This window comes from Anaerobacillus sp. QJM3NY_32 (assembly GCF_056173645.1).
On sequence record NZ_CM149684.1, the window covers coordinates 2,242,709 to 2,269,362 of the forward strand.

Annotated in this window: 22 protein-coding genes, 1 pseudogene and 2 riboswitches; of the genes and pseudogenes, 17 read left to right on the forward strand and 6 right to left on the reverse strand. The window is 39.1% G+C overall.

Annotated elements, in window-relative coordinates; translation table 11 throughout:
- Nucleotides 1-37: 37 nt before the first annotated feature.
- From AC0VYH_RS11840 to AC0VYH_RS11875, 8 genes are read left to right on the forward strand one after another with little or no spacing between them, the layout of a single operon-like run.
- The gene (locus AC0VYH_RS11840; RefSeq protein ID WP_236690353.1) at nucleotides 38-934 is read left to right on the forward strand and encodes an ABC transporter permease; all 897 of its coding nucleotides are present in this window, start codon (nucleotides 38-40) and stop codon (nucleotides 932-934) included.
- Nucleotides 928-1,788 (forward strand): carbohydrate ABC transporter permease, encoded by an 861-nt coding sequence (locus AC0VYH_RS11845; RefSeq protein WP_048309424.1) that lies wholly within the window; start codon nucleotides 928-930, stop codon nucleotides 1,786-1,788. Before AC0VYH_RS11840 ends, AC0VYH_RS11845 begins: the two co-directional genes overlap by 7 nt.
- A gap of 59 nt (nucleotides 1,789-1,847) precedes the next feature.
- The gene (locus tag AC0VYH_RS11850) at nucleotides 1,848-3,017 is read left to right on the forward strand and encodes a Gfo/Idh/MocA family protein (protein WP_475365245.1); all 1,170 of its coding nucleotides are present in this window, start codon (nucleotides 1,848-1,850) and stop codon (nucleotides 3,015-3,017) included.
- A gap of 42 nt (nucleotides 3,018-3,059) precedes the next feature.
- Complete coding sequence (locus tag AC0VYH_RS11855; RefSeq protein ID WP_475365246.1) at nucleotides 3,060-3,689, forward strand: YesL family protein; 630 nt, start codon at nucleotides 3,060-3,062, stop codon at nucleotides 3,687-3,689.
- A gap of 20 nt (nucleotides 3,690-3,709) precedes the next feature.
- The gene (kduI, locus tag AC0VYH_RS11860; protein ID WP_430245344.1) at nucleotides 3,710-4,543 is read left to right on the forward strand and encodes a 5-dehydro-4-deoxy-D-glucuronate isomerase; all 834 of its coding nucleotides are present in this window, start codon (nucleotides 3,710-3,712) and stop codon (nucleotides 4,541-4,543) included.
- 10 nt (nucleotides 4,544-4,553) lie between these two features.
- Complete coding sequence (kduD, locus tag AC0VYH_RS11865) at nucleotides 4,554-5,315, forward strand: 2-dehydro-3-deoxy-D-gluconate 5-dehydrogenase KduD (RefSeq protein WP_283154206.1); 762 nt, start codon at nucleotides 4,554-4,556, stop codon at nucleotides 5,313-5,315.
- 31 nt (nucleotides 5,316-5,346) lie between these two features.
- Nucleotides 5,347-6,534 (forward strand): N-acetylglucosamine-6-phosphate deacetylase, encoded by a 1,188-nt coding sequence (gene nagA / locus AC0VYH_RS11870; protein ID WP_475365247.1) that lies wholly within the window; start codon nucleotides 5,347-5,349, stop codon nucleotides 6,532-6,534.
- Between the two features lie 43 nt (nucleotides 6,535-6,577).
- On the forward strand, nucleotides 6,578-11,284 hold the full coding sequence (locus AC0VYH_RS11875) for a carbohydrate binding domain-containing protein (protein ID WP_475372557.1): 4,707 nt from the start codon (nucleotides 6,578-6,580) through the stop codon (nucleotides 11,282-11,284).
- Nucleotides 11,285-11,349: 65 nt separating this feature from the next.
- Here the strand turns inward: AC0VYH_RS11875 and AC0VYH_RS11880 are convergent, their stop codons facing one another.
- The 3 genes from AC0VYH_RS11880 to AC0VYH_RS11890 all read right to left on the reverse strand — a co-directional run bounded on the left by AC0VYH_RS11880 (nucleotide 11,350) and on the right by AC0VYH_RS11890 (nucleotide 14,606).
- On the reverse strand, nucleotides 11,350-12,651 hold the full coding sequence (locus tag AC0VYH_RS11880; RefSeq protein WP_475372558.1) for a nucleobase:cation symporter-2 family protein: 1,302 nt from the start codon (nucleotides 12,649-12,651) through the stop codon (nucleotides 11,350-11,352).
- Nucleotides 12,648-13,235 (reverse strand): xanthine phosphoribosyltransferase, encoded by a 588-nt coding sequence (locus tag AC0VYH_RS11885; RefSeq protein WP_194221737.1) that lies wholly within the window; start codon nucleotides 13,233-13,235, stop codon nucleotides 12,648-12,650. The genes AC0VYH_RS11880 and AC0VYH_RS11885 overlap by 4 nt, the downstream gene beginning before the upstream one ends.
- A gap of 105 nt (nucleotides 13,236-13,340) precedes the next feature.
- Nucleotides 13,341-13,442, reverse strand: a riboswitch (purine riboswitch).
- A gap of 150 nt (nucleotides 13,443-13,592) precedes the next feature.
- Complete coding sequence (locus tag AC0VYH_RS11890) at nucleotides 13,593-14,606, reverse strand: LLM class flavin-dependent oxidoreductase (RefSeq protein ID WP_194221738.1); 1,014 nt, start codon at nucleotides 14,604-14,606, stop codon at nucleotides 13,593-13,595.
- A 201-nt stretch (nucleotides 14,607-14,807) separates the two neighbouring features.
- Between AC0VYH_RS11890 and AC0VYH_RS11895 the strand changes: the two genes are divergently transcribed.
- Together AC0VYH_RS11895 and AC0VYH_RS11900 are read left to right on the forward strand one after the other, a co-directional pair.
- On the forward strand, nucleotides 14,808-15,065 hold the full coding sequence (locus tag AC0VYH_RS11895) for a hypothetical protein (RefSeq protein ID WP_283154203.1): 258 nt from the start codon (nucleotides 14,808-14,810) through the stop codon (nucleotides 15,063-15,065).
- Nucleotides 15,066-15,514: 449 nt separating this feature from the next.
- Nucleotides 15,515-16,990: an extracellular solute-binding protein gene (locus AC0VYH_RS11900; protein WP_475372559.1), complete on the forward strand. Its 1,476-nt coding sequence runs from the start codon at nucleotides 15,515-15,517 to the stop codon at nucleotides 16,988-16,990.
- A 63-nt stretch (nucleotides 16,991-17,053) separates the two neighbouring features.
- On the opposite strand, the gene AC0VYH_RS11905 is transcribed toward AC0VYH_RS11900, so the two are convergent.
- The gene (locus tag AC0VYH_RS11905) at nucleotides 17,054-18,691 is read right to left on the reverse strand and encodes an L-lactate permease (protein ID WP_475372560.1); all 1,638 of its coding nucleotides are present in this window, start codon (nucleotides 18,689-18,691) and stop codon (nucleotides 17,054-17,056) included.
- A 170-nt stretch (nucleotides 18,692-18,861) separates the two neighbouring features.
- On the opposite strand from AC0VYH_RS11905, the gene AC0VYH_RS11910 reads away from it, so the two are divergent.
- From AC0VYH_RS11910 to AC0VYH_RS11925, 4 genes are all read left to right on the forward strand, one after another.
- Nucleotides 18,862-19,092: a hypothetical protein gene (locus AC0VYH_RS11910; RefSeq protein WP_194221742.1), complete on the forward strand. Its 231-nt coding sequence runs from the start codon at nucleotides 18,862-18,864 to the stop codon at nucleotides 19,090-19,092.
- 140 nt (nucleotides 19,093-19,232) lie between these two features.
- Nucleotides 19,233-19,835, forward strand: a complete 603-nt coding sequence (locus AC0VYH_RS11915; protein WP_475372561.1) for a CPBP family intramembrane glutamic endopeptidase — start codon at nucleotides 19,233-19,235, stop codon at nucleotides 19,833-19,835.
- Between the two features lie 220 nt (nucleotides 19,836-20,055).
- Nucleotides 20,056-21,123 (forward strand): dual-specificity RNA methyltransferase RlmN, encoded by a 1,068-nt coding sequence (gene rlmN, locus AC0VYH_RS11920; RefSeq protein WP_226613275.1) that lies wholly within the window; start codon nucleotides 20,056-20,058, stop codon nucleotides 21,121-21,123.
- A gap of 136 nt (nucleotides 21,124-21,259) precedes the next feature.
- Nucleotides 21,260-21,640 (forward strand): hypothetical protein, encoded by a 381-nt coding sequence (locus AC0VYH_RS11925; protein ID WP_475372562.1) that lies wholly within the window; start codon nucleotides 21,260-21,262, stop codon nucleotides 21,638-21,640.
- A gap of 19 nt (nucleotides 21,641-21,659) precedes the next feature.
- Here the strand turns inward: AC0VYH_RS11925 and AC0VYH_RS11930 are convergent, their stop codons facing one another.
- A complete protein-coding gene (locus tag AC0VYH_RS11930; RefSeq protein ID WP_475372563.1) occupies nucleotides 21,660-22,154 on the reverse strand; it encodes an S-Ena type endospore appendage in 495 nt (164 codons plus the stop codon).
- A gap of 168 nt (nucleotides 22,155-22,322) precedes the next feature.
- Nucleotides 22,323-22,760, reverse strand: a complete 438-nt coding sequence (locus AC0VYH_RS11935) for a hypothetical protein (protein WP_475372564.1) — start codon at nucleotides 22,758-22,760, stop codon at nucleotides 22,323-22,325.
- 258 nt (nucleotides 22,761-23,018) lie between these two features.
- Here AC0VYH_RS11935 and AC0VYH_RS11940 point away from each other — a divergent pair.
- The 3 genes and pseudogenes from AC0VYH_RS11940 to AC0VYH_RS11950 form a co-directional block, all read left to right on the forward strand.
- A pseudogene (locus tag AC0VYH_RS11940) lies at nucleotides 23,019-23,825 on the forward strand (5'-nucleotidase C-terminal domain-containing protein); the annotation flags it as partial.
- 121 nt (nucleotides 23,826-23,946) lie between these two features.
- Nucleotides 23,947-24,936, forward strand: a complete 990-nt coding sequence (locus tag AC0VYH_RS11945; protein ID WP_475372565.1) for a DUF3895 domain-containing protein — start codon at nucleotides 23,947-23,949, stop codon at nucleotides 24,934-24,936.
- Nucleotides 24,937-25,028: 92 nt separating this feature from the next.
- Nucleotides 25,029-25,138: riboswitch (SAM riboswitch) on the forward strand.
- Between the two features lie 79 nt (nucleotides 25,139-25,217).
- Nucleotides 25,218-26,267: a homocysteine S-methyltransferase family protein gene (locus AC0VYH_RS11950; RefSeq protein WP_475372566.1), complete on the forward strand. Its 1,050-nt coding sequence runs from the start codon at nucleotides 25,218-25,220 to the stop codon at nucleotides 26,265-26,267.
- Nucleotides 26,268-26,654 lie beyond the last annotated feature (387 nt).

A 26,654-nucleotide genomic window follows, 5' to 3' on the forward strand; every position in this document is an offset into this window, starting at 1 on the left:
ACTTTATACGAAATCGGAAACAAAGAAGAAAACGCTGATGACAAACTTATGGAAGTACAAAAGCTTCTACATTATGCTTGCACCGGGGTTAATTTGGTTTTTCATCTATAAGTATCTACCAATGTACGGCGTTATTATCGCGTTTAAAGATTACAACGTGATGGAAGGCATCACGGGGAGCAACTGGGCTGACCCATGGTATAAATATTTCCAAATTTTCTTTGATTCCCCTTATTTCTACCAACTATTATCCAACACATTGATCATTAGTTTATACAAAATTCTTTTTGGAATGGTTCCGAGTATTGTACTCGCTATCTTTCTAAATGAATGTAAAACAATGTGGTTTAAAAGATGGATACAAACGCTAAGCTACATGCCACACTTTCTATCTTGGGTAATCATTTATGGAATTTGTATCGCTTTCTTGTCAGAAAGCACAGGGTTATTTAATCGTTGGTTAACAGAAGGGGGAGCATCAAGCATTCCTTTCTTAACATCAACAGACTGGTTCCGTTCGATATTAGTAGGATCTGAAGCATGGCAAAGTCTCGGATGGGGAGCCATTATTTATTTAGCAGCGATAGCCGGAATTAATCCTTCTCTCTATGAAGCAGCAAAAGTAGATGGGGCGAATCGCTTTCATATGATCTGGCACATTACACTACCAGGAATACGTAACGTTATCATCCTTTTGTTTATTTTAAAGCTAGGACATATGCTTGATGCTGGTTTTGAACAAGTTTACATCATGTATAACGTCCAAGTATATGAAGTGGCTGACATTATTGATACGTGGGTTTTCCGAACAGGACTTGAACAGATGAACTTCAGCCTTGCTGCATCAGTAGGATTATTTAAGTCAGCAATTGGCCTTATTCTTGTCATCGGAGCGAACCAAATTGCGAAGAAATGGGGCGAAAACATATGGTGAAAAATAAAGGAGACCGCGCCTTTGATCTACTTGTAACGATATCTCTCATCCTAGTTGGTGTACTATCCGTTTTCCCTTTGCTTTTCGTCGTTGCAGTATCTCTAACCCCGATCGAAGAAGTATTGAAAAATGGTGGATTTGTTCTGATTCCTGAAGCGATTAACTTTGATGCGTATACTCACCTTTTATCTCAACCCAAAATACCAAAATCGTTTATGGTCACCATTTTTATTACAGTTGTTGGAACGATCATTAACTTGATTCTTACTACGTTAATGGCGTATCCATTAAGTCGTAAAAATTTACCTGGTCGCAACATTTTCATTTTCCTCGTCGTCTTTACACTCTTATTTAACGGCGGGATCGTACCAACATACTTAATTGTAAAAGCAACTGGTTTACTTAATTCGGTGTGGGCAATGATTATTCCGAATGCGATTTGGAGCTTTAATGTTCTGATCATGAAAAGCTTCTTTGAAAACTTACCAGAAGATATTTTCGAAGCAGCTCGAATTGATGGTGCAGGCGAATTTAGAATTCTCGGGCAAATTGTACTCGCTCTTTCGAAACCCGTTATGATTACAATTGGGTTATTCTATGTCGTTGGTCACTGGAACGAATTTTTCCAGGCTGTTATGTACATTACAGACCCTGCCCTAAATCCTCTCCAGGTTGTGGTTCGAGATATTCTTGTACAAAATCAAGACCAAATCGAGAACGTGGATGCAGTTATACCGACAGCTACCATTCAAATGGCAGCCGTTATTATTGCAAGCTTACCAATCATTGTGATTTATCCATTTGTTCAGAAGCATTTAACAAAAGGTATGCTACTAGGTTCGATCAAAGGATAGAAAACGATCATGTCAGAAGCAGAACATAGAATGAATGCCATACTCGTAGGGGAGAAACAATGAAACAAGTAAGAATTGGATTAATCGGTATTGGATTAAGAAGTTCTATTGCAAAATATTGGCATCAGCCGGATGGAGAATCTGTTGTTGTAGCAGCAGCAGATCTATCCATCTCTAGATTAAAAGCCTTTCAAGAAGACATAAACAAAGAAACATTTATTACGACAAATTATAAGGAACTTTTGGAACGACAAGACGTGGATGCCGTTGCTATTACAACACCTGATCACTTACATGAGGAACATGCCATTGCAGCATTTAGAGCAGGAAAACACGTGTATTGCGAGAAACCATTAGCCATTTCAGTGGAGGGGTGCGATCGTATTCTCGATGAGTGGGAGAAGTCAGAGAAGCATCTTATGATCGGGTTTAATATGAGGTACATGAATATGTTTCGAACGATGAAAGGAATTGTTGACTCTGGTGTAATAGGTGACATTAAAGCCGTTTGGGTTCGCCATTTTGTAGGGTTAGGTGGAGAGTATTACTACCATGACTGGCACGCTAACTCTGCAAATACGAATTCTCTTTTACTCCAAAAAGGTTCTCATGATTTAGATATTATCCACTGGATAACAGGAAGTTACACCAAAAAAGTCTCAGCATTTGGTAGCCTTGATTTCTTCGGAGGAGAAAAAAATAACAATCTTACGTGTCCCACTTGTGATCAAAAACATGACTGCACGGAATTTAGCACTACTCCATTGAATCAATGCGCTTTTCGCAATGAAGTGGATGTAGAAGACAATAACATGGTCATTATGGAATTAGAAGGTGGCATTAAAGCTTCTTATTTACAGTGTCATTTCACCCCAGATTATCAACGCAACTATACGTTTATTGGCACAAAAGGAAGAATTGAAAACTCCGAACCGGATGGAAAAGTATATGTGAAGACGAGAAAATCTAACACCTGGCATGAATATGCTGATCAAACGTACGACATAAAGACGGCAGAGGGAAGTCATGGTGGAGCCGATCCAGTCATATGTCAGGATTTTGTAAATCTTGTTCTTCATAATAAACAACCGCTCACAACTCCTTATGCTGGAAGAATGAGTGTCGCAGTTGGTTGTGCGGCGTCAGAATCCATTCGGGCTGGAGGAAAAGTGGTACAGGTCACTCAGCGAGTTGGATCTGAAAAGGCACAAAGCACAGGTATGACTTAACTAAACATCACGAGAAAAAGAAGGATAAAGAGGTGTATCTGAATGGTTGAATTAAATGGCTTATGGGGCAAATTTTATCGCATTACAGAATGGGTCGCTCGTCTTGTATACGTTCAATGTCTATGGCTCGTATTCTCGATTGTTGGGCTTTTGGTCGCAGGAATTTTCCCTGCAACAATAGGCATGTTTGCAGTCGTACGCCGCTGGCAACTCGGAGAGACAGATGTTCCTGTTTTCCCTGAGTTTTGGACTACCTATAAACAAGAATTTATAAAGGCCAATCTTGTTGGCTGGTTGACGACGATCGTGGGAGGGTTATTGCTCTTTAATTTAACCCTGTTCAGAGGCTATGAAGGAGTATTTTTCCTCATATGCTACCTCTTTACCTTAACAATCATATTTTTGTATAGCTTGACAGCGCTTTTTGTTGCTCCTGTTTTTGTTCAATATAAATTATCAGCCCTTAAAGTTATCAAATACGCGGCCATCATTGCATTATCTTATCCGTTACATGCTTTGATGATGGGGGCAATCATGATTGCCTTCTATTATGTCCTTTTATTAGTTCCAGGGTTATTACCGATTTTCAGCTTTAGCTGGCTTGCCTTTCTACTCATGTGGGTAGCGAATCTTGTTTTTCGTAGAATGGATCAAAAAGAAGTTCAAAAATAACATTTATGGGAGATGAAAATATGGAAATCAGACATGCAACAAACCCGACAGAAGCCAAACACTATACAACAGATCAATTAAGAGAACGGTATATGATGGAGAGGGTTTTTACTGAAGGGGAAATCAATATGCTTTATGCTCATGACGATCGTATGGTGATCGGAGGAGCTATTCCAACAAGTCAGGAAGGACTTTCGCTATCCGCAACAGAGACATTAAAAACATCTTATTTTCTAGAACGTCGAGAAATCGGGATCATTAACATCGGTGGGCATGGAACTGTTCAGGTTGATCAAGAAACGTTTGAACTCGATAAGCGTGATTGTCTTTACATAGGAAAAGGCAAGGAAAACGTTACGTTTTATCCTGGTAACGCCGAGAGTGCAGCGAAGTTTTATTTTGTCTCTACACTAGCTCATAAAGAATATCCTACTCAGAAATTAGCGATTAAAGACGCGGAGCCTAACCACCTCGGTTCTATTAAAGAGTCAAATGAACGAACGATTTACAAATACGTTCACGCAGAAGGAATTCAAAGCTGCCAACTCATGCTAGGGATGACAATGCTAGAGCCTCATAATATGTGGAACACGATGCCAGCTCACATTCATGATCGCCGAAGTGAAATCTATTTGTATTTTGATATGCCTGAAGAAGGACGTGTTTTTCATTTCATGGGAGAACCAGACGAAACAAGGCATTTGCTCGTTTCTAATGAACAAGCAGTCATTTCCCCATCCTGGTCCATCCATAGCGGTGCTGGAACTTCAAGCTATACGTTTATTTGGGCTATGGCTGGAGAGAACTACACGTTTACGGATATGGACTTTATTGATATGAAAGACTTAAAATAGGAGGCCAATGATGGGATACTTAGATCGGTTTTCATTAGAAGGGAAAACAGCACTCGTCACAGGAGCAGCTGGAGGAATTGGTCAAGCAATCGCCGTGGCTTATTCAAAAGCAGGGGCAAAGCTCATACTACTTGGTCATCGAAATAACTTAGATGAAACAACGCAACTGATTGAGGAAGGAGGTGGGAGTGCTCATCAAGTAATTATTGATTTAGAGGATGTTGAATCACTTCCAGCATATTGTGAAGATCTATTAAGTCAATTCCAAATCGATATCTTGGTTAATAACGCTGGGATCATTAGACGAGAAGAGGCTTCTAATTATTCAATAGACAACTGGAATGCTGTGATGAACACGAACGTCAATGCCTTATTCCTTCTTACTCAACACCTTGCTCGTCCGATGCTTGAACGAAAGGAAGGGAAAATCATTAATATTGCGTCTTTACTATCATATCAAGGAGGAGTGTATGTACCAGCATACACAGCAAGCAAACACGCTGTTAACGGTTTAGTAAAAGCGTTTTCGAATGAATGGGCAAAGGATGGAATTCAGGTAAATGGCCTTGCGCCAGGCTACATTGCCACAAATAATACAAAAGCCATTCGAGAAGATGAGAAACGCAACCAATCTATCTTAGAGCGCATCCCTGCTGGAAGATGGGGAGAAGCGGAGGACTTAACAGGCGCAGCTATTTTCCTAGCTTCTGAGGCTTCTAATTACATGAACGGACATACGTTAATTGTCGATGGCGGTTGGATGGCTCGGTAGTAAGTTGCTCTAAACGGAAGGGGGTGAGAAGTTGCAACGCATCTTACTTAGAGGAGGAAAAGTTTACACTCCTAATCCAAATCGTCAAGAAAATACTATTCTCATTGAAAATGATAAAATCACCGGTATCGGTTCAGATATTTCAAGAGATTTACCGGTTGATCAAGTGATAGATCTCCCTTCCCAATACGCTATTCTACCAGGTATGATCGATGTCCACATTCATGGTGCAGCAGGTTCAGACGTCATGGATAGTACCCCTGAAGCCTTAACAACGATTGCCAAGACTCTTCCCTTAGAGGGTACGACTAGCTTTCTAGCTACAACGATGACGAACCCCTCTTCAAATATTGAACATGCATTAAGAAATGCTGCTACTTATCATCAAAAAAATAACCATCCTGGCCAAGCTGAAATGATTGGGATTCACCTAGAAGGACCATTCATTAATCAAAACCGTGCCGGTGCTCAACCTACTTCCTCCATTATTAGACCTGATGTTTCAACATTCAAACACTACCAATCTCTCGCAAATGATTTAATAAAGCTTGTCACACTTGCTCCTGAGCTCGATGATCAATCAGAATTAACGAGGTATTTATATGAAAATGGGATGATCGCTTCAGTTGGTCATTCCGAAGCTAATTTTGTACAACTATCCCACGCTGTTAACTTAGGCATTCGACACGCGACACACCTTTTTAATGGAATGAACGGCCTTCATCATCGGGACCCAGGTTCGGCTGGTGCCATTCTATTAAATCAAAACATTTTAGCTGAAATCATCGTAGATGGGATTCATGTTTCTAAAGATATCGTAGATTTAACTTATCGGCTCAAGGGAGCAGAAGGACTTCTTTTAATCACAGACGCGATGAGGGCTAAATGCTTAAACGAGGGCATCTATGATTTAGGTGGTCAGGAAGTGGAAGTAAAAGATCATAAAGCCATACTAAAGAGCTCTGGCAGTTTAGCTGGAAGCATACTAAAAATGAACGAAGCTGCCCGAAACATGCTGGAATTTACTCATTGTTCCATGTATGACCTTATGAAGATGACATCTGAAAACGCAGCGAGAGAATTAGGTATCTGGAAGAGAAAAGGAAGTATAGAAGTGAATAAAGATGCTGACTTAATCGTACTTGATGAACATATGAATGTGCAATTAACGATATGTAGAGGACAAATAGCAAATCGATCACTTCAAGAGAGCAAATAGCATAAGTTGATCCGTCAACCAATCCACTAATTGGGAGGATATTATGCAGAAACCGTTTGGATACTCTTTACTAGCCGTCTTGACCTTAGTTATCTCCTTACTTGTTTCATCATCGCTTCATGCAGAAGAAAACAACATGATTCGTAATGGTAGCTTTGAAGATTCGAATGGTTCATTGAACAAATGGGGAGTATGGAAAGCCTCTGGAAACCCAACGATTGAAGCTATTACTGACTCGTCGATTGATGGAAGTCACGCACTATCTATTCAAAGTCCTGATGAAAATGCTCGCGCCTCGGTGTATCAAGATATTCTTGTGGAGCCAGGGGAAAGTTATCAAATTTCTGAGTGGATTAAGCTTAGCAATGTTCAATCCTCTTCAAAGGGAGCCTATATAAGAGTATCCTTCTATAAAGCGGATGGGCAAAGAAGTAAAGAATTCACGCTGTTTGAAGGGAAGGGAACAACCGATTGGGAGCAAGCCTCCCTAACGCTTGATATCCCTTCAAACATCACAAAAATACGCATCGAGAATTTTCTTGAAAACGGGACAGGGCAAATATTGATCGATGACGTTCAAGTTGTACCAACTACTAATATACTTCCAACAAAACTAGAATTGAATACTTCTTATAAAGCAATGGAAATTGATGAAACATTCCAAGCAGAAGCAACAGTATTACCTGAGAACGCTACAAATAAGGAAGTTACATGGACTAGTTCTGACAACACTGTTGCAGAAGTTAATCAAACAGGACTAGTGAAAGGTTTAAACAATGGTTTCGCAACGATTATAGCCACAACAGCATCTGGCGCGTTAACCGCCTCATTTACAGTAGAGATCGGTCAGGCTAATTATATTCTAAATGGAGCATTTGAGGATGGTGATCCTGGCTCCGTCCCTCCGAAGTGGAGTACGTGGAAGCCGAAGGGAAATGGAGAAATAAAGCTTGTTACAGATCAGGTGAAGGAAGGAACACAATCTGCTTATCTACACAATACAAATCCTGATGATAGAACGTCACTCGTTCAAAGAGTTCCGATACAAGCGGAAACAACATACGCACTATCTTATTGGATGAAGACGGAAGATATTAATGAAGGTTCAGGGTCTATGGCCGTACGTATTCAATTCAAAAATGAGACATGGCAAAATACGTCAGGCATGATTTTGGTTGGAGCAAGGGAAGGTTCAAATGAATGGACAAAAATAACTAAACTCCTGAACGTCCCTAAAAACACGGTTACATTATCCATTGAACCAATGATGGATAGTCGAAATGGGAAAGCGTGGATTGATGATATGCAATTAGTAAAAGTGAACTATGATGAGCCACCTGATATCAGTGCGTTTCAAGCAACGACAATCACAACAGGAGCTGTCAAGTTAAAATGGGATGTCCCTCCCGGATATAATGACCTTTTAACATATAACATTTATCGAAGCACAGAAGAGGAGTTTCCACTTGATGAGGAACATCTATTAAATAAGAGTGAAACAAACGAATGGATCGACTCGAGAACTTCCTTAGGTGCTACCTATTTTTATAAGATAGAAGCAATAATGAAAGCCACAAAGGAAAGTAGTCAATCCAATACTGCATCAGTTGAAATCACAAACGTCGAACCACCATCTAAGCCAGAGGCATTTAGCGTCCTTACTCATATAGAAAATGGCGCTGTAGGAACGTGGGGATTATCTCCAGAATCGCGCCTTGAGTTCATCAGAATTTATTCTTCTCCAAATAAAATTGAAAATTTAAACGAGGCCACTCTTGTAGCGGAAGATCAAGCTCAACATCCTTCACTTTGGATGAATGAAGACATTACTGATGAGTATTTCGCCATGACTGTCGTTGATGCGGAAGGAAATGAGAGCGATTTCATAACTGCTAAACAAAAAGATATTCTCCCTAAAGTCCAAGATGAACCAATAAGTCTTGATCATCCTTATTTGTATTTTAGTGAAAATGACATAGACGAACTAAAAGCTAAAATAGAAACAGAAGCATATGCAGAAGATGCATTTAAAGACTTACAGAAAAACGCAGATGAAGCAGTCCAACGAACCACAGGGGAATTTTCACTCCCGCCTACTAAGAATAACCTTCACTTGCATTTAGGAGAAATCGCAAGAGATGCCGGACTCGTTTATTGGATAACAGAGGATGATAAATACAAAGAAGCTGCCATTACGATAATGAAAGAATACGCAGATCATTACCCCGATTATCCCCTGACAGGAAGTTATGATGGGAGACTTACAGCACAAACTCTTGAAGAATCGGAATGGTTGATCAATATAGCTTGGGTATACGATATGATGCATCCTTTTCTAGATGATAATGAGAGATATAAAGTAGAAGAGAATGTATTGAAAAACGCAATAGAAGTAATTGATCGCTACCAACGAGGTCTCTCCAATTGGCAGGTCTGGCATAATGCTGCGATCGGTAATGCAGCACTCGTTTTGAAAGACATGTCACGCCTTGATCAAGTTATCAATGATCAAAAGCATGGGGCAATAAAGCAGCTTTCGGAAGGAATCCGTCAAGATGGTCTATGGTGGGAAGGTCCAAGTACGTATCATGAATATGCAATTAAACCCCTTATGTACCTTTCTGTTCCGCTCTATCAATCGAATCAAGACTTATTTCATGTGAAAAATGGTGAGCAATATGCTATTAAAGAAATGCTCGATTCATTAATGAATTATACGTTTGGAAATATGGCTCGCCCTGCAATCGGAAACGCTGCATATAAAACATTACAATCAAAAATGATATATGAAATTGGCTTCCATTACTATCAAGACCCAAAATACGCCTGGCTGATTAAACAATCCGTTGGAGAAAATCGTGAAGGTTCACTCACAGAGCCTTGGGCGATATTATTTGCAGATAAAGATCTTTCTTCTGCTGATTTTTCTATTGGTACAAATGTCTTTGCTCCAGAAGGGGAAAATAAGAACGGGAGCACCTTTTATCGAGATTCCGGTTTAACGATTATCCGCAATCATAAACCGGCTGAGGAAGCGATGAATGTTAGTCTTTTTTATAGTCCTCCCGGAACTCCAAATGGACACCTTCATGCAGATAAATTAGGCATTATGATGTATGCTGATTCGAAAATGTGGCTGAAAGATGCTGGTTCCCTTGGGTATGACAATCCTATGCATGTGAGCTGGGCGAAACAAACGCTAGCCCATAATACACTCGTTGTTGATCAAACGAGCCAGTATCCGCAGGGGGACTCAACATATTTATGGCAAGCTGATGAACCAGGAAACCCTTCTTCAGGTTACTTAGAACATGACTTCATTGGTCCAGTTGTGAAGCAAACCCGTGCAATAACTGAGGCAGTTTATGAAGGGGTTGCCATGGAACGTACCACTACGATGTTAGATGAGTATGTGCTAGATTGGTTTCATGCTGAAAGTGAAGACAATCATACGTACGATCTTCCTTTCCATATAGATGGAGACTTAAAGGATATCACTGTTGACGATCGAAGTAATGTCGATCAACTTCGAGATAAAGGCGGCTATCAACATTTGAATAGTTTGGAGAAGGGGATATCAGACGAGCTATGGGAAGCAACCTATCAAAAAGACGATCAGTTTTTTACCCTTACGATGCTAGGTGAAGAACAAACATCTATCTATACCGGAAATGTCTTCACTGAAATGTTGATGCCACGTAGATCGGCAAGAAAAACTGATTTTGTTTCTGTCATTCAACCTTACGAGGAAGAAAATGAAAAAGTAAATGTCATGGAAGTCCCTGTAGTGAGCGATCAATTTGCTAAAGGTGTTACTGTTTCTAGTTTGGATTTTGAAGATGCCATTATCATTGGAAACAAATTAGAACAAAAGAAGATGAACGAAATGGAATCCGACGGTGCTTTCGCTATGACAAGACATTCATTAAATGATCATAAACCAATAGGGCTTTCACTTCAGGAAGGAACTTATCTTAGTTTGGGTGAAACCAACCTAACACTAGATCAAGAGGGAAGTATCGAACTTAGTAAGATGGATGAAAACTTTCGAATTGACTATCAAGGTTCTGACAATGTGATCACTCTTTCAGGTGATTTGATAAAGCCACAGACAAAAGTATGGATGTATGATGAAGAAAAAGAGAAAATGAAAAAGTTGAAAATGAATCAGAAAAACCAGCTTACTATATCCGTTAAAAATAATGATCAATTTATTTTGACGGATGGTGGGAATCCGAAAGAAGTAGCACAGCTTTATTCACATGTAGAACCTATCTTTAAAGAGCAGCAAACAGAACCAGAAGTTACTGGAGAAGTTTCCATAACCTCTGCAGATGAAGGAGTTATTGTAGAGGGCGAAGATTTTGTTGATCAGGGGGGTGGAGAGGTCGTAATCACTCCAAAAGCCGGAGCATCAGAAGGATTAGCTCTGAAAAACTGGGATCATGAGAACCACTGGTTGAAATGGAAAATCACGGTTCCAGATGGAGGAACTTACAAGGCGATTGTACGCTATTCCACTGATATGCCGAATGCTTATCGAGAATTTAAGGTAGACGACGGCCCAACGAATAGCTTTCATTTTCCTTCCACATATGGATGGGAGAATTGGGAAGATGTACGATTGGGTACTTTAGATAACCAGCCGCTTCTATTTGAACTTGAAGCAGGTGAACATGTCATTTATATGAACAACTTACTTTCCCCTTTAAATATTGACTATATTAAATTAGTAAAGAAAAATAGCTAAAATTTCATCATTATCAAAAAGCAAGCCTGGATTCGAATGAGTTATTCGAATCCAGGCTTGTTGTTTTATGAAGCTTTGGATTGAACGAGAGAAGAGGAAGTTGTTTTTTCTTTTCTAAATACGTGAAAAACAATATTTAATGTAATTGCCGTTAAACTACCTGCTACAATCCCATTGTCTGTTAGAATTTGAAGGCTTTGTGGCAGTTTTTCAAAAACAGATGGAGCCGCTGTAACACCTAGACCAACTCCAATCGAACAAGCAATGATAAAGAGGTTCTCTTGAGATTGAAAGTCTACGCGAGAAAGCATTTTAATGCCATAAGCCATTACCATACCAAACATAACAATCATAGCTCCACCAAGGACTGGTGGCGGGATAATAGTTGTGACAGCACCGATTTTTGGCACTAAACCGATCAAAATCAGCATTGAACCAACGAGATAAATAATTTGCTTCTTCTTGACACCAGATAGTTGAATTAACCCCACATTTTGTGAATAGGTCGTATAAGGAAATGCGTTAAATAATCCACCTAATACAATCGCTAGGCCTTCTGCTCTGTAGCCGTTTCTCACATCTTTCTCAGTCAGTTTTTCATCACAAATATCACTTAAAGCAAAGTATACACCTGTAGATTCTACAAGGCTTACAAGAACAACGAGAATCATCGTCAAGATAGCCGTCCATTCAAATGTAGGTACCCCAAAATAGAGCGGTTGAATTAAATGAAACCAGCTAGCTTCTTTAATAGGTGTTAGGTCAACCATCCCCATGAATCCGCCAACGATCGTACCAACTGCAAGTCCTATTAAGATGGCAACTGAACGGATAAACCCTTTAAAGAATCGAGTCAATAACACAATAAAGAGAAGCGTACCAAATCCAAGACTAATATTCTGTAATGATCCAAAATCAACCGAACCTTCCCCACCTGCTATATTCCCCATAGCAACGGGAATCAAGGTAATTCCGATGATGGTGACGACTGAACCAGTCACAACCGGTGGAAAGAATGCTATTAATTTGCTGAAAATAGGTGAGATTAAGATCACGAATAAACCTGCAGCGAGAATGGCTCCGTAAATGGCAGTAATACCATATGTTCCACCGATCGCAATCATTGGACCAACTGCGGTAAAGGTACAACCAAGTACTACCGGCAAGCCAATACCGAAGAAACGATTTTTCCATACTTGTAGAATACTAGCCATTCCACACATAAAAATATCAATTGAGACAAGATAAGTGAGTTCCTTTCCACTTAACCCCAGGGCCCCTCCTACAATGAGTGGTACAACGACAGCTCCTGCATACATGGCAAGAACATGTTGAATGCCTAGTGATAAATATTTCAGGCTATTCATACGAAACTTCCCTCATTCACAAAGGTGACTTTTCCAGCTTCTAGTTTAGCGATTTTCGCTAACGATTCCACCCTAATCCCTTTTGAGCGAAGGCGTTTCCCGCCATCTTGAAATGCCTTTTCAATAACAATACCAATTCCAGCTACCGAAGCACCTGACTTAGAAACAACTTCTATGAGACCTTCAGCAGCTTGGCCATTTGCAAGGAAGTCATCAATAACAAGAACGTGATCTTCTTCATTTAAAAATTTACTCGAAATGGTGATTGTATTCGTTTCTTCTTTAGTAAAAGAATATACATCTGCCGTTAACAAGTCCTCCTGTAATGTGAGCGACTTTCGCTTTCGAGCAAAAATAAGCGGTACATTAAGGGTGAGGGCAGCAAAAACAGCTGGTGCAATACCAGATGATTCAAGTGTAACGACTTTTGTAATGGAGTCTCTTTGAAATTTACTCGCAAATGTCTCACCAATTTCCTTCATAAGTACTGGATCCACTTGATGATTTAAGAATGAATCTACTTTTAAGACAGCGTCAGATAAAGCTAAACCTTCCTGACTAATTTTGTTCATTAAATTTTCCATATAAATTCCTCCTTCAATACAAAAACCCGAAGAACATCGTTGCTCACAGAAGAGTGAGCAACATGCCTCCGGGAATATAGATAAAGAAAGAGTCTACAGTAATTAAACTGATGGTTGCTCACTCATAGTCGAATCATTTAAGGTGATCCGGTAGAAACTTGCAAGCCATATTCTTGCGGTTATATGAGTGATGTTCTTATTCAGGTTATGATTGGTATTATAAACCAGCACTCAAATCAATGTAAAGACAAATCTTAACTATGACTTACTATTAATTAAACTTCGTTCGGGTTTCAAAGAAATAACGTTATTTGCAAACACCAGAACATTTTAACTCACGTGTTATAGGAGAATTGATTAATCAGTCGTTAATTCTGATAACAACTTATAGGACTTTTTCCGCTTTTCATAATCATATACAGAAGAGATCACCATCATTTCATCCGCTTGCGTTTCATCAAGAAATTCCTGCATTTTTCGTTTGACTGTTTCAGGACTACCAACAATAGAAGTAGCTAGCTGCTGATCAAGTGCCGCAAGCTCATATTCACTCGCATTTAGCTTTTCAACAGGCGGTTGAATAGGCGCTTCATGATTACGAATCAAATTTAAAAATTGCTGTTGTAAAGTCGTAGACAGATAATTTGCTTCTTCATCTGTATCTGCCACAATCACGTTTACACCTACCATCGTATAAGGTTTATCGAGTGCTTTCGAAGGCGTAAAACTTCGGTGATACGTTTGGAGCGCACTAACTGTATTTTTAGGAGAAAAGTGACTTGCGAAAGAATAGGGCAACCCTAGTTTTCCAGCAAGCTCTGCACTGTATAGGCTAGATCCTAATAACCATGTTGGTACGTTAAGACCTTTACCAGGAATAGCTCGTACTGGAGATGATCCCGGGCTCATAGAAGGATCAAAATATGAGCGAAGTTCAGCGACTTGTTCTGGGAAATCCTGAGCCATGCTTCCAGTGCCTCGTCTTAATGCAAATGCTGTACGCTGATCAGTTCCAGGAGCTCGTCCAAGTCCCAAATCAATCCGTCCAGGGAATAGCGATTCTAGTGTTCCAAACTGTTCAGCAATGACAAGAGGGGAATGGTTTGGAAGCATGACTCCACCAGATCCAACACGAATGGTTGAGGTACCCGCAGCAACATGTCCAATCACAACAGATGTAGCAGAGCTTGCGATGTAGGGCATATTGTGGTGCTCAGCTAGCCAGAAACGATTGTAGCCAAGTTTCTCTACGTGCTGAGCGAGATTTCTTGTTCGTTCTAAAGCATCGGATATAGTTTCTCCATCCATAACAGGAGCTAAATCTAGTACTGAGTATTTAACATCAGATAATTTTTTTTGACTAGTTGACATAATTTCATCTTCTTTCTCTATTCAGAGTGTAAAAGGGAGATTTTCTTTCAAGAAAAACCCATTTTCAATTTTATCAGCAGGTATACTAATTGAAAAACAATATGCTCTAACACTCCTATCTTGACTCGCTACTCGTAAAACAGAGGTTTGCTTATCTACTATTTTGTACATACTGATAAAAAAATAGTAGGAGAGAATAATATGAGCGAAGCACGATATCGCATTATGTTTTCGTATCGAATGAGGAGCGTTGGATTTCTATGTATACACTGCTTCGATACACTAGATAAACAAATTGTAACTATTCCCATTTACTCGAGTTATGAAGGAATTGACGTCCATCACGAGACTTTTAAGAAGCTTCCGGAACTGTTGCAAAACACCCTATTAGAAGAGAAACAAAAGCTTGATGCTGGATTCTATTCAATTCGTACTTGGAACATCGAAAACTTAGGATAATCCTTTAAACGTTCTCACAGAGAGAACGTTTTTTGTAAATTCAAAATTACAAATGGGAGGGGGGAACTACTAAACTTTCAATCAATTGCATTTCCATCCAGATTTTGGTTGAAATAAAGTATAAATAAATGACTCTATATTCTATTCTCATAAGCTTGTATTATTTATATACTTAATTTAGAAAATTTAGAAAAATAAAAGCTAAACAGACTAAAGGGGGTAAGACACAATTGATCAAGGTGAGAAGTGAAGGCTCTAGTTTACCTTAAAAGCGAATGTAGAAGAGGATTTAATTAAATAATCAGAGCTTTATTTTTCCGTTAAGTTGACCCGACAACCCTATCAATCCAAAGCTGAACTGATTCATTATTATGATAAACTAGAAAAGATTGGTTTCAGGAAAAAGTGAAATGAACTTCATCTATTACGATTGAAAAAGGAGAGGTTTTATGAAAAGCAAAAAGTTGCGTCATGTCCTTATACCTGCGTTATCTCTTTCATTATTGCTTTCTGCTTGTAACTTATCGTCTGGAGCTGACAGCGAATCTGGTAGTGAGGAAGTAGAAGTCATTCGACAAGGGGTAAACTTACCTGACCCAGAAAATGACGTTATTAAGCAAGAACTAGATGAGGCACTTGGTTATTCTGTGAACCTCTCCGTTAATCCTAATGACTATGAAAACAAATTAAACGTTCGTTTATCGGCAGGGGATTATCCTGATTTGTTTCAAGTTAGTCGAGCTGCTCTAGTAGAATATGCTAACAAAGGTTTACTACTAGACCTTGACCCTTATATGGACGACCTTAAGGAAGTTGAGGATTTTATTGGAGAAGATAATGTTGAAAAAGCGAAGGTAAATGATAAAGTTTATGCGGTGACTGTTCCTGCAAGCATACCTTTCTATACGTACTGGGTTAGGAAAGATTGGTTAGAAGCATTAAACATGGAAATGCCTAAAACAGTAGATGATTTATATGAAGTAGCAAAAGCCTTTCGAGAAGATGATCCAGATGGGAATGGGCAAAAAGATACTTATGGTCTTACCGGATCAGGAGTAAGCGCTTTCCAACCGATACTTGGTGCTTATGGTGTAGGAATGCCAAAAAGCTTTTATAAAGAAGACGGTGAATTAGTGAACTCATTTCATGATCCTGATATGAAAGAAGCTCTCACTGCAGTTACAAAGTTTGTTGAAAACGATGTAACGGACCCTGAAATTTTTAGTAATACAGGTAACGAGCCTCAACAAAAAGCGTTTCAAGGTAAATTTGGGATTTTATTTGATGGATGGGCGAATTTAACGAGTGATGCTTATATTGAACAATACAAAGCAGTAGATCCAGATGCTGAGTGGGTACAGCTTACGGCAATTGAAGGACCTGCAGGAAAATCAGCAGGAACGTGGGATATAGGTCAAGCTAATGGCTTTTATGCTATTCCGAAAGCACTTGAAGACCAACCAGAAAAGCTCGAAAAAATATTTAAACTTCTTAACTATGTAGCATCTGATGAGGGCTCTAAACTCGTTCAGTATGGAATAGAAGGAGAACATTATAACAAAGAAGACGGCAAGATTGTTCCAACGGACAAACTGGCTGAAGAGGGTGGCTACTTTTGGCTTTACCAATTCACTGGTCGACCTGAAATGGAGTACCTATCAACGAAATTCTCAAAACAAACGGAATATATCGAAGCTTCCGCAGACGCTCCGCGAATTGAATCTCTAAATGGGTATATTGATTATCCAGAGGGCTATAATTCGGCAGATGCTGATCGATTCTCTGAAGAAGAAATGATTAAATTTATAAGTGGACAACGTGACCTTAGTGAGTATGATGAATTCTTGAATAAATTAGATACAACATTTAATTATCAGATGATGCTTGATAAAGCAGAAGAAGATATTAATAAACTAGATCAATAATTATACTACCAAAGAAACAGCGCCTTCTCTATCAATTGAGAAGGCGCTGTTCTTTAGTGAGACTTAGAGCAGCATAATGGCAATCCATCCAATCCCCCCTGTTGCAATAGCATAGAACAACATAGGACCAAGTGTCATTCGGATAATGGTTCCTTCTTTTCCAACCATGCCAACAACAGAAGCAGCTGCAACAACGTTTAATACACAAATCATATTTCCCGCGTTTGCTCCAAGTACTTGAAGTGAAAGAACGAGCTGTTCATTCATTTGAAGCTGATCAGCTACGCTAAATTGAAAAAGTGAAAACATCATGTTACTAAATGTTGCACTACCAGAAATGAATGAACCGAGAGCACCGATAAACGGGGCAACAAGTGGCCACGCATCACCAACCGCATTTGCAACAAGTGTCGCTAGCTCCATTGGCATACTCATAAGATCAGCACCATTCATTCCTGAGTTAATAAAAATCCGAACCATCGGAACAGCCGTTCCAAGTGCAATAACCGTACCAACCATCGTTTTCATAGAATCTACTACTGTATTCTTAACCGATTTTAGAGACATTTTATGAAGAAAGACTGTAGCTACTATGACAACAATAAATAGGCTTCCAGGTAGATACAAAGGTTCAAACGAAGTGCTGATCTCTGTACCTAGAATTTGGTTCCAACCAATTTTAACCGACCTTAGCCATCCTTTTAAAGGTAATACGTCCAAGCGTGTTAGCACTAATAAAAGCGCAACGAGTAAATAGGGCAACCACGCAAGCCACAAAGGTAGCGCTTTTGAAGGTTTCACATATGTTTCTTTTGCATTGTTGAAATTCCAGGCCTCATCAGGTAGAAGGAAGCCTCTTTTGGCTGCCGGAACGACAATTGTGAGTCCAACAAGACCACCAATGATGGATGGAAATTCAGGTCCTAAGAAGGTTGCTACGATAAATGCGGGCAGTGTAAAGCTCACTCCTGCAAATATAGCGAACTTCCATAAAGAAAGACCTTCCTTCCAAGAATGGTTTTCACCAAAAAAACGTGTTAACATCATGATTAAAATAAGTGGGATAAAAGTACCTACGAAAAGATCAATCATGACAGCACTTTGAGTGACTGCCTGCAAATATTCAGGCATCGATTGCTGTCCAATGGAAGCTGTTACTTGATCCGCGACAGCTGAACCCTGTCGGAGTCCTTGATCTACACCGACGATAATTGGTGTTCCAACTGCGCCAAAAGAAACTGGGCTGCTGTCAGCAATAAGGGCCATCGCAACTGCGGCAAGAGGAGGAAAGCCTAATGCTACAAGGAGTGGTGCTCCAATGGCTGCTGGTGTTCCAAATCCCGCTGCTCCTTCAATAAATGCCCCAAATAACCAGGCGATAATAATTAGCTGAACCCTTCGATCCATGGATATTCCCATAAATCCCGTGCGAATCGCGTCAATCGCTCCGCTATTTCGTAGCGTGTTTAATAATAAAATCGCTCCGAATACAATCCAAATAATCGACAAAGCTATGATTAATCCTTCAATGAATGCTGCTGTCATTTGTATCATTGGTATTTTCCATATCGCATAGGCCATTAATGCGGTGAGGAGTAAACTTCCCGGCATAGCTTTCGTTGCAGGTAAACGCAAAAGAACAAGTAAGATAAACACCGCTAAAATAGGAGTCAATGCTGTAAAAAGTTGAAGTCCATTCATTTTCATCACCTTTTCTTGTATATGCTTATATGTGACATCTTTCACATATAAGCATATACGAAATACAGTTCCCCATATGTGATAAAAGTCACTCTTCTAGTAAACCATTAAACCTAACAATAAAAAATCTGGTAAAATAACTGTGAAGCAATAATGAAGGAGCTGCTAATATGCTAAAAAAGGTAGATTATTTTTTCTATCCAGTCGAAGTTACTCAGCCTACTGGAGCAGAGGTGACGTATTACTGGGAAATTAGCGTGGCGGAATACGAAGGCAAAATCTATGCTTATGCAAAGGCAGATGAATTCGGAAGAAAAATCCGCTGGCATCAGAGTGATCAGCCTGACAAAGAAAGTGCTCTTGCTGTCATTCAAGAAAAGTGCAAATCGCAAAGCAAATAGCCTAAAAGCTAACGAAGCATATTTCGTTAGCTTTTTACTTTTAGCACATCATTACATATTCAAGCTGTTCAATTTAACATGCGTTCGATACATTCAGGGTAGGATGTTAAAAAGAGGCAACAAGATAGGGTGATGAAAATATGAATCAGAAAATCATAATCCTTAGCACACTTATATTAGCTCATATTCTGCTTTTTTTAAGCTTTGTTCGGTTCCCAGGAACATTTTGGCCTGTTTTTACAGTAACACTAGCCATCTTAATTTTCTTAAGTATTAAAACAGGCGCACTTAAGTTCAAAAAAATCACGTTCAAGCATTGGCTTTATATCGTCATTAGTGCCTTATTTCTATATATACTTTCCTATGTAGGGATAGAGGGAATCAAGTGGGTTTATCCCTCTTTATTCGAAGAGATGGAGCGGTTTTATGATGTGGTCCAACCCGTAAAAGCCTGGCATTTCATTAGTCTTGTTCTGATCGTCATTCCTGGAGAAGAAATCTACTGGCGAGGATATATTCAGCAACAGTTAAAGAAGTACAAAGAGGGAGACACCATCCTTATAGCGACCATTTTATATGCGACGGCTCATCTTTATTCCGATGCGTATTTATTAGTACTAGCTGCAATCGGAGGTGGGATGGCCTGGGGATGGCTTTATGAAAAAACAAAGAACTTCTGGGTGCCATTATTATCACATATCCTCTTTGATTTACTCATTTTAGTTATTATTCCATTACTGTAAGTAACACGATTAAAGACTTTTCCAGAAGGGAGAAGTCTTTCTTTGTTTTATAAACGTAGTCACTATATGTTACAGTCTAATAGGTAAACGAGCGAAGCTTCTTGAAAACATACGCTATTTTAAATAATGCACTTCACTATTCTGGACTAAGCGGTTGCGACTTGGTTATACTTCTAGTAATATTAGACTGAATGGCTAAGAATTGAAAAGAGGGTTATAAATGAAAGAATCTATATACGGATTAACGTTTGATCAGCTAACTGAATGGTTGCTAGAACGTGGTCACAAAAAATTCCGTGCCTCCCAAGTATGGGATTGGCTCTATAAAAAGCGTGTTAAAGAATTTTCTCAAATGAATAACGTAAACAAAGACTGTATCAAACTTTTGGAAGAAAACTTTGCGATCCAGACATTAACTCAAGAAATCAAGCAGGAATCTTCTGACGGTACGATCAAGTTCTTGTTCAAATTACAAGACGGAAACGTTATTGAAACGGTACTCATGCGTTTCCATTACGGTCAATCTGTCTGTGTAACAACACAAGTAGGGTGTAATATCGGTTGTTCCTTCTGTGCAAGTGGACTTCTTAAGAAGAGCCGTGACCTTACAAGCGGTGAGATTGTTGAGCAAATCATGAATGTGCAACACGCACTTGATGAAAAGGCGAAAGAAGAACGCGTAAGTCATATTGTTATTATGGGAATCGGTGAACCTTTCGATAACTATGATAATATGATGGATTTCCTTCACATCGTTAATTCTCAAAAAGGACTTTGTATTGGCGCGCGCCACATTACGGTTTCAACAAGTGGTCTTGCGAAGCAAATTTACGACTTTGCCAATGAAGATCTTCAGGTGAACCTTGCGATTTCTCTACATGCTCCTAATGATGAGCTGCGTACGAAGATTATGAAAATCAATAAGGCTTATCCACTTGGAAAATTAATGCCTGCGATTGATTACTATCTTGAGAAAACCAACCGCAGAATTACGTTTGAGTATATTATGTTGAGAGACGTCAATGATCACGTAGAAGAAGCGAAACAACTTGCCAATCTTCTCGCTGACAAACGTCATCTTTCTTACGTAAACTTGATTCCATACAATCCAGTTGATGACCATTCTTATCAGCGTAGTGAAAAAGAATCGATTCTTGCGTTCTATGATACGCTTAAGAAAAACGGTATTAACTGTGTGATCCGTCATGAGAACGGAACAGATATCGATGCTGCATGCGGTCAGCTTCGCAGTAAACAAGTAAAGAAACTTGAAAATGCAGGTAAATAATTCAATTAAGACGCACCTTTAACGGTGCGTCTTTTTTATGTATAGTAGGTGACACACTCTCAAACGGGGGAAGCATACACTGTAAACAAAAACGTTTATTTTTAGAAAATAGATGTTTATATATGGGAGATGAATTATGAAAGGATTTATTATTGTCCTTTGTTTTCTCTTTTTATGGATTGCTTCAGGTATTTCTTCCGATTATAACCGCTCAAATCCACCTTTCGAATTAAGTGGTGAGGAAGCAAGCGTAAGATCTGGTTACAATTATCTTCACGTCATCATGACGAACGATCAATTATCAAGATTGGACGTTTATGATCAAAATGGTGATCTTGTGAAGGTTTATTATGAGGAAAGCTTAAAAGAGCTCTATCCATCTGCTACCTATCTCAATGCAGAAATTGATGATGATAAATTGTATCTCATTTTTGAAGAAGAGAATGGTCAAATCATTTCAAAAAGGATTGTCGTGGGGGCGAGAGGATCTTTATCGTTTATGCCTGAAAGAAAATAGAAAGGGCTGATAGAATAGATCAGCACCCTCCATGACACTCTTTGTTCACACAGTCTTGTTTCTTATGTGACTTCTTTTTATATCCATTTACATGGTAATAAATAGTTAGACAATAGCGTCCCGTACAGACGGAGTGCTTCTTATGTCCATGGGGGTGATGAATAGAACCGGTTTCTTTTCGACGATCTCTTGCAACAATCGTTACTTTATAAAGTTGTTGATATGTTCTCGTTCTCGTATTCCCCTCTGGCACATAAAATGCGGGTTCATGACAGTGATCTATTAATACCTCAACTTCCTCACAAACCCCACCATCGTAATAAATTGATAGAGTTCCTGATACTGGTCCTATATCTCCAACCGCCTCCCATATTGGGGCATAAGGATTGAGAAGTGGATCAATTCGAAAGACACCACAGATATTTTCTTCTACCAGCTCTCCCTTTGATTGATGGGGGCGACGCTTTTCACATAAGGGGTGATCTTCTTGAAACAACGATTTACTTCTTGACATAAGAGCACATCCTTAAACTTCCTTTTATATAGTAAATGCATGGACATTTGTTTTGTATAGATAAGCGTCCAAGTAGACTTTAAAAATTAAGTATGATAATAATTCCTAATAATGGTTTACTATATAAAAAAACACTCTCCGTCGTAAGACTTCATCGAGTGCAATATATTATAGTCCTGCCGTATATTGAAGATCCATTTCAACTGTAGCTGTACAGAAAACATCTGGAGTTGGAGGTGCAGCAGAAGTACACTGAATTTGAACCAACGTTACGTTCGTTAGTTCTAATACTAAAGAAGATTGTGCATCAATCGTATACTCCGTTGCAGCGCCAGTATCGTCCGTTACAATAAGAGTCATAACACAATCATTTGCTACTGAACTAGTGTTAATAATTGATAAAAACCCACTAGCTAGTGAAGGTGCTGGAGTACCTACTGGAGCAACTAGCAGGTCAACTGGAACTGGTGCTGCCTCATCTTGACATATAGTACGAATTGGAAGACATCTTTTAATAGCCATTAACGTTGGGTTGTTACCAAAGAAGTTCGGAGTGGAACAAGGGGCAGGACAGCAAAACGATGAAGCTGAGTTTGAATTACACATAAAATATTTCCTCCTGAAGACTTTTATTTTTTCTTTACATCCTCAATGTATGTCCCAGGATATGTACATGTATAAACGGATGTCCAAGTTTTACGAATTAAGTTGATTAAACTTGAAAAAATGTTTAATTAGGTCCATTCACCCGTGTCTCCTGAAGCATTTTCTACTATTTTCAAAATTTTTATTTGAATTCCAAACATTTATTAACAATTATAGGTAAACTAACATTGGGTAAAATGCTTCAATACTTAAGGGGGAATACATATGAATATTCAGGGTACCGAATATGAAGGTATTCCAATTCTATCCGCAGGCGCTCCATTTAAAGCGGGCGGTCGAGGGGGTTCGTCCTACTATACAGATATTCCTGCTGGGGACATTGCGATTAAAAACACAGCTGATCTTTACGTTTATCCCAATACACTGAAAGCGGTGCTGTTAAATGGTGACGAACTGAAGGATTGGCTTGAAATGTCAGCAGGCCAATTTAATGTGATCAACAAAAAAGATAAACAGGAACAGCCTTTAATTAATCCTGATTTCCCTTCTTATAACTACGATGTGATTGATGGCGTTACCTATCAAATCGATGTTACTGAACCGGCGAAATATGATATGAGTGGGAGTGTAGTAAATGCTGATGCGAATCGAATTAAATCGCTAAAATACAACGGAGAAAAGGTAACGAAAGATATGTTCTTTATCGTCGCTACAAATAATTACAGAGCAACAGGCGGTGGGCATTTCCCGCACTTAGACGGTTCGAATATTGTCATTGATTCACCTGATGAAAATAGACAAATTTTAATTGACTATATTCTTGAAAACAAGACAATTAATCCAACAGCTGATCAGAACTGGTCATTTCACACAGTCAATAAGAAGAAACTGAACGTCACTTTTGAATCCTCGTTACAAGCCAAAACCTATGCGGAAAGCATTCAAACGATTCATTTTGTTGATGAAACAGAAAATGGTTTCGCTAAATATACACTCGACTTAACGAAACAGAAAAAAGAAAAGCATCATCATAATCATAAGGGCGAGCACGGCCGCCATCGTTAAGAACGAATTCACGCCAATTCATCAGAATTGGCGTTTCTTATTTTAAGAATTTATCCGATGCAAACAATATTGGAATATTTACTGATATAATGGCATTACTATCGTACAGAAAGGGATTTATATGACACAAAGCCTGACAAGCACCCAAAGAGATGAGCTTTTTTCAGATCTGACAAATGAGCAACAAACGTATGTAATGAATTTTCTTAAACGCGGTAAAAAAACGGCTTTTGCGAATGTAATTGCTAGAAGTAAAGGGCGGATGATTCCAAGTGGGGCAACGGATGAAGAAATCAGGATGCTGCTTGATGATTGGATACTAGAAGATTACATCGATGCGGGCTTCGTTTCAGATGATTTAAAATGTGAGTGCGGTCGCTCTTTACGGTATCAGTATGTTGTTCGACATGCAAAAACAGGAGAAACGCGGCGTTTCGGGATTAATCATTTCGAAGAGCATACCGGATTATCCGCTTCCATTGTGAGAGAAGTTGTGAAGGGATTTATGGAAATAGATTATGAGTTGGATGAGCTACTGTTGAAAAGACAGAACGGCTATCCTACATACGACATTCCTGAAGGATTGAACCTTCCACAAGACATTGAACAGCTACTTTCATTAAATCTTCCATTACTAGATTTACAAGAAAAAAGGCTAAACAGTTTAATCAGATCTTATCGTGAAGAAAAAGAAGCTCTTCAAAGAGGAAGCAACACTGTAGAACAAGTAGTCAACCCGAAAAGCAACCAGGAAGAACCGAAACCAGAAGAGGAATTACAAGGCGCTTTTGATTTGTTCGCGGAAGATGTTCAAGAACCTTTACAAGAAAAGACAAGCGAGAAACCTAAGGAAACCTATTTTGTAGGGGACCTTTCATTTACAACACAGGAAGAGGTAGACTCTTATATTCAGCAAGGTATGGAAAGCGCCCTAATGATTTGTGAGCTTTTGATTAAGGAAGGAAAGGTACAAGACAAGAGATACTCCACAAAGAAACCAAAAATTTATTATGCTGTTTGTACCTACCTCGATTCATTTGTTGCATCTGGATCAATGTCAGTCGAGCCGATAGGGCGTGAAGATCGCATCTATCGTTTGAAAAGCAAGTGAATATCCTAACATTTCGTAATTATCAGATAAGTGATTGACATTTCCAGTTAACCGGTCTATAATTTCACACATGTTCAAAAATTAAATCAACACTCTTATCAAGAGCGGCGGAGGGAATAGGCCCTATGATGCCCGGCAACCTTTCAACTTCAGTTGAAGCTGGTGCCAAATCCTACAGGTGATATCACCTGGAAGATAAGAGGAGGATTATGTTAGCAATCCCTCTTCTTATTGTTTAAGAAGAGGGTTTTTTATTTTATCCAGAAAAGGAGCTGTTACACATGAAAAGAACACTTGAAGAACGATTGCAAGATGGTCCAGTTATTTGCGGGGAAGGTTATCTATTTGAACTAGAGCGTCGTGGTTATTTACAAGCAGGATCATTCGTACCCGAAGTTGCCCTAGACAACCCTGAAGCGCTAAAACAAACGTATCGTGATTATATGCTTGCAGGTTCAGATGTCGTACTTGCTTTTACGTATAATGGTCATCGAGAGAAAATGAGGATTATTGGAAAAGAAGATTTGTTAGAACCGCTCAATAGACAAGCCATCCGCCTGGCTAAAGAAGTCGCGAAGGAACACCCTGAAGAAGAAGCGCTAGTTGCTGGAAACATTTCAAATACAAACTTATTTGATCCTGAAGATGAGGAAAGTAAGGAACAAATTCGGTCAATTTTTGCTGAAATGGTGAAATGGAGCAAAGAAGAAGGCGTTGATTTCATCAACGGCGAAACCTTCTACTTCTATGAAGAAGCCAAAATAGCGCTAGAAGAGATTCAAAAGCAAGGTCTTCAAGCTGTGATTACACTCGGACTTATGAGTGAGAACATTTTAAGGGACGGCTATACGGTTGAGGAAGCTTGCCGTTTATTAGAAGAGCAAGGTGCACTAGTTGTTGGCATGAATTGTTTTAGAGGGCCTGCCACAATGCAGCCTTACATTGAAAAAATTAGACAGTCTGTTAACGGCTATGTTGGTGCTCTTCCAATCCCTTATCGTACAACAGAAGAACACCCAACATTCTTTAACTTACCAGACGGTGGCTGTGCGTGTACATTGCCAACAGAGACGACCTTTCCAACCTCTTTAGACCCGCTTTATTGCAATCGCTATGAACTAGCGGAATGGGCTAAGAAAGCAAAGCAGGTTGGCGTCAATTACTTCGGACTCTGTTGCGGGGCTTCTCCAAGTATGCTGCGAGAGGTGGCTGAAACAGTTGGCAGAACAACTGTAAACTCGGTATATTCTCCAAATATGGAAAAGCACTTTTTGTTTGGAACGGATGAGACATTGAAAGATCACAATACGGCTTATCGAACAAAGGCCTAATTTATAACAACAACCGGAGAACTTAATTTCTCCGGTTGTTGTTTTTTTACCAAAAACCCTATCTGTACACCTGTACTACAGTATTAAAATACATTCATACATAGGATATTATATCTACTACATTTTTTCTATAAGCTGATTATTTTTGATAACGTTGGCGATGATTAGTAACAGTATCTGTAGAAGAGTAACGAATACAATGATTTATGCATTTGATAGGATAACAGCATTTTTCCAATCACGATGTCTGAGATTGATTTTTCCGCTATATAAGTTTCTTTCCAAGTAACATTCTTTTCGAATTAAAGGCTTCTTTTATGAAAAACATCATATTTATCAAGTAGTTGTGTTATTATTTTAAATGTGTTTGAATATGTCCATGAAACA

Excerpts from the sequence above, each read along its gene's own strand:
- AC0VYH_RS11840 (WP_236690353.1), top strand. The coding sequence starts at position 38 with ATGACAAACTTATGGAAGTACAAAAGCTTCTACATTATGCTTGCACCG.
- AC0VYH_RS11895 (WP_283154203.1), top strand. The coding sequence starts at position 14,808 with ATGAGCGAAGCACGATATCGCATTATGTTTTCGTATCGAATGAGGAGC.
- AC0VYH_RS11930 (WP_475372563.1), bottom strand. The coding sequence starts at position 22,154 with ATGTCAAGAAGTAAATCGTTGTTTCAAGAAGATCACCCCTTATGTGAA.
- kduI (WP_430245344.1), top strand. The coding sequence starts at position 3,710 with ATGGAAATCAGACATGCAACAAACCCGACAGAAGCCAAACACTATACA.
- AC0VYH_RS11935 (WP_475372564.1), bottom strand. The coding sequence starts at position 22,760 with ATGTGTAATTCAAACTCAGCTTCATCGTTTTGCTGTCCTGCCCCTTGT.
- AC0VYH_RS11910 (WP_194221742.1), top strand. The coding sequence starts at position 18,862 with ATGCTAAAAAAGGTAGATTATTTTTTCTATCCAGTCGAAGTTACTCAG.
- AC0VYH_RS11845 (WP_048309424.1), top strand. The coding sequence starts at position 928 with ATGGTGAAAAATAAAGGAGACCGCGCCTTTGATCTACTTGTAACGATA.
- AC0VYH_RS11925 (WP_475372562.1), top strand. The coding sequence starts at position 21,260 with ATGAAAGGATTTATTATTGTCCTTTGTTTTCTCTTTTTATGGATTGCT.
- AC0VYH_RS11880 (WP_475372558.1), bottom strand. The coding sequence starts at position 12,651 with ATGAATAGCCTGAAATATTTATCACTAGGCATTCAACATGTTCTTGCC.
- AC0VYH_RS11950 (WP_475372566.1), top strand. The coding sequence starts at position 25,218 with ATGAAAAGAACACTTGAAGAACGATTGCAAGATGGTCCAGTTATTTGC.
- AC0VYH_RS11905 (WP_475372560.1), bottom strand. The coding sequence starts at position 18,691 with ATGAATGGACTTCAACTTTTTACAGCATTGACTCCTATTTTAGCGGTG.
- rlmN (WP_226613275.1), top strand. The coding sequence starts at position 20,056 with ATGAAAGAATCTATATACGGATTAACGTTTGATCAGCTAACTGAATGG.
- AC0VYH_RS11850 (WP_475365245.1), top strand. The coding sequence starts at position 1,848 with ATGAAACAAGTAAGAATTGGATTAATCGGTATTGGATTAAGAAGTTCT.
- AC0VYH_RS11915 (WP_475372561.1), top strand. The coding sequence starts at position 19,233 with ATGAATCAGAAAATCATAATCCTTAGCACACTTATATTAGCTCATATT.
- AC0VYH_RS11885 (WP_194221737.1), bottom strand. The coding sequence starts at position 13,235 with ATGGAAAATTTAATGAACAAAATTAGTCAGGAAGGTTTAGCTTTATCT.
- AC0VYH_RS11855 (WP_475365246.1), top strand. The coding sequence starts at position 3,060 with ATGGTTGAATTAAATGGCTTATGGGGCAAATTTTATCGCATTACAGAA.
- AC0VYH_RS11890 (WP_194221738.1), bottom strand. The coding sequence starts at position 14,606 with ATGTCAACTAGTCAAAAAAAATTATCTGATGTTAAATACTCAGTACTA.
- AC0VYH_RS11945 (WP_475372565.1), top strand. The coding sequence starts at position 23,947 with ATGACACAAAGCCTGACAAGCACCCAAAGAGATGAGCTTTTTTCAGAT.
- AC0VYH_RS11900 (WP_475372559.1), top strand. The coding sequence starts at position 15,515 with ATGAAAAGCAAAAAGTTGCGTCATGTCCTTATACCTGCGTTATCTCTT.
- kduD (WP_283154206.1), top strand. The coding sequence starts at position 4,554 with ATGGGATACTTAGATCGGTTTTCATTAGAAGGGAAAACAGCACTCGTC.
- AC0VYH_RS11875 (WP_475372557.1), top strand. The coding sequence starts at position 6,578 with ATGCAGAAACCGTTTGGATACTCTTTACTAGCCGTCTTGACCTTAGTT.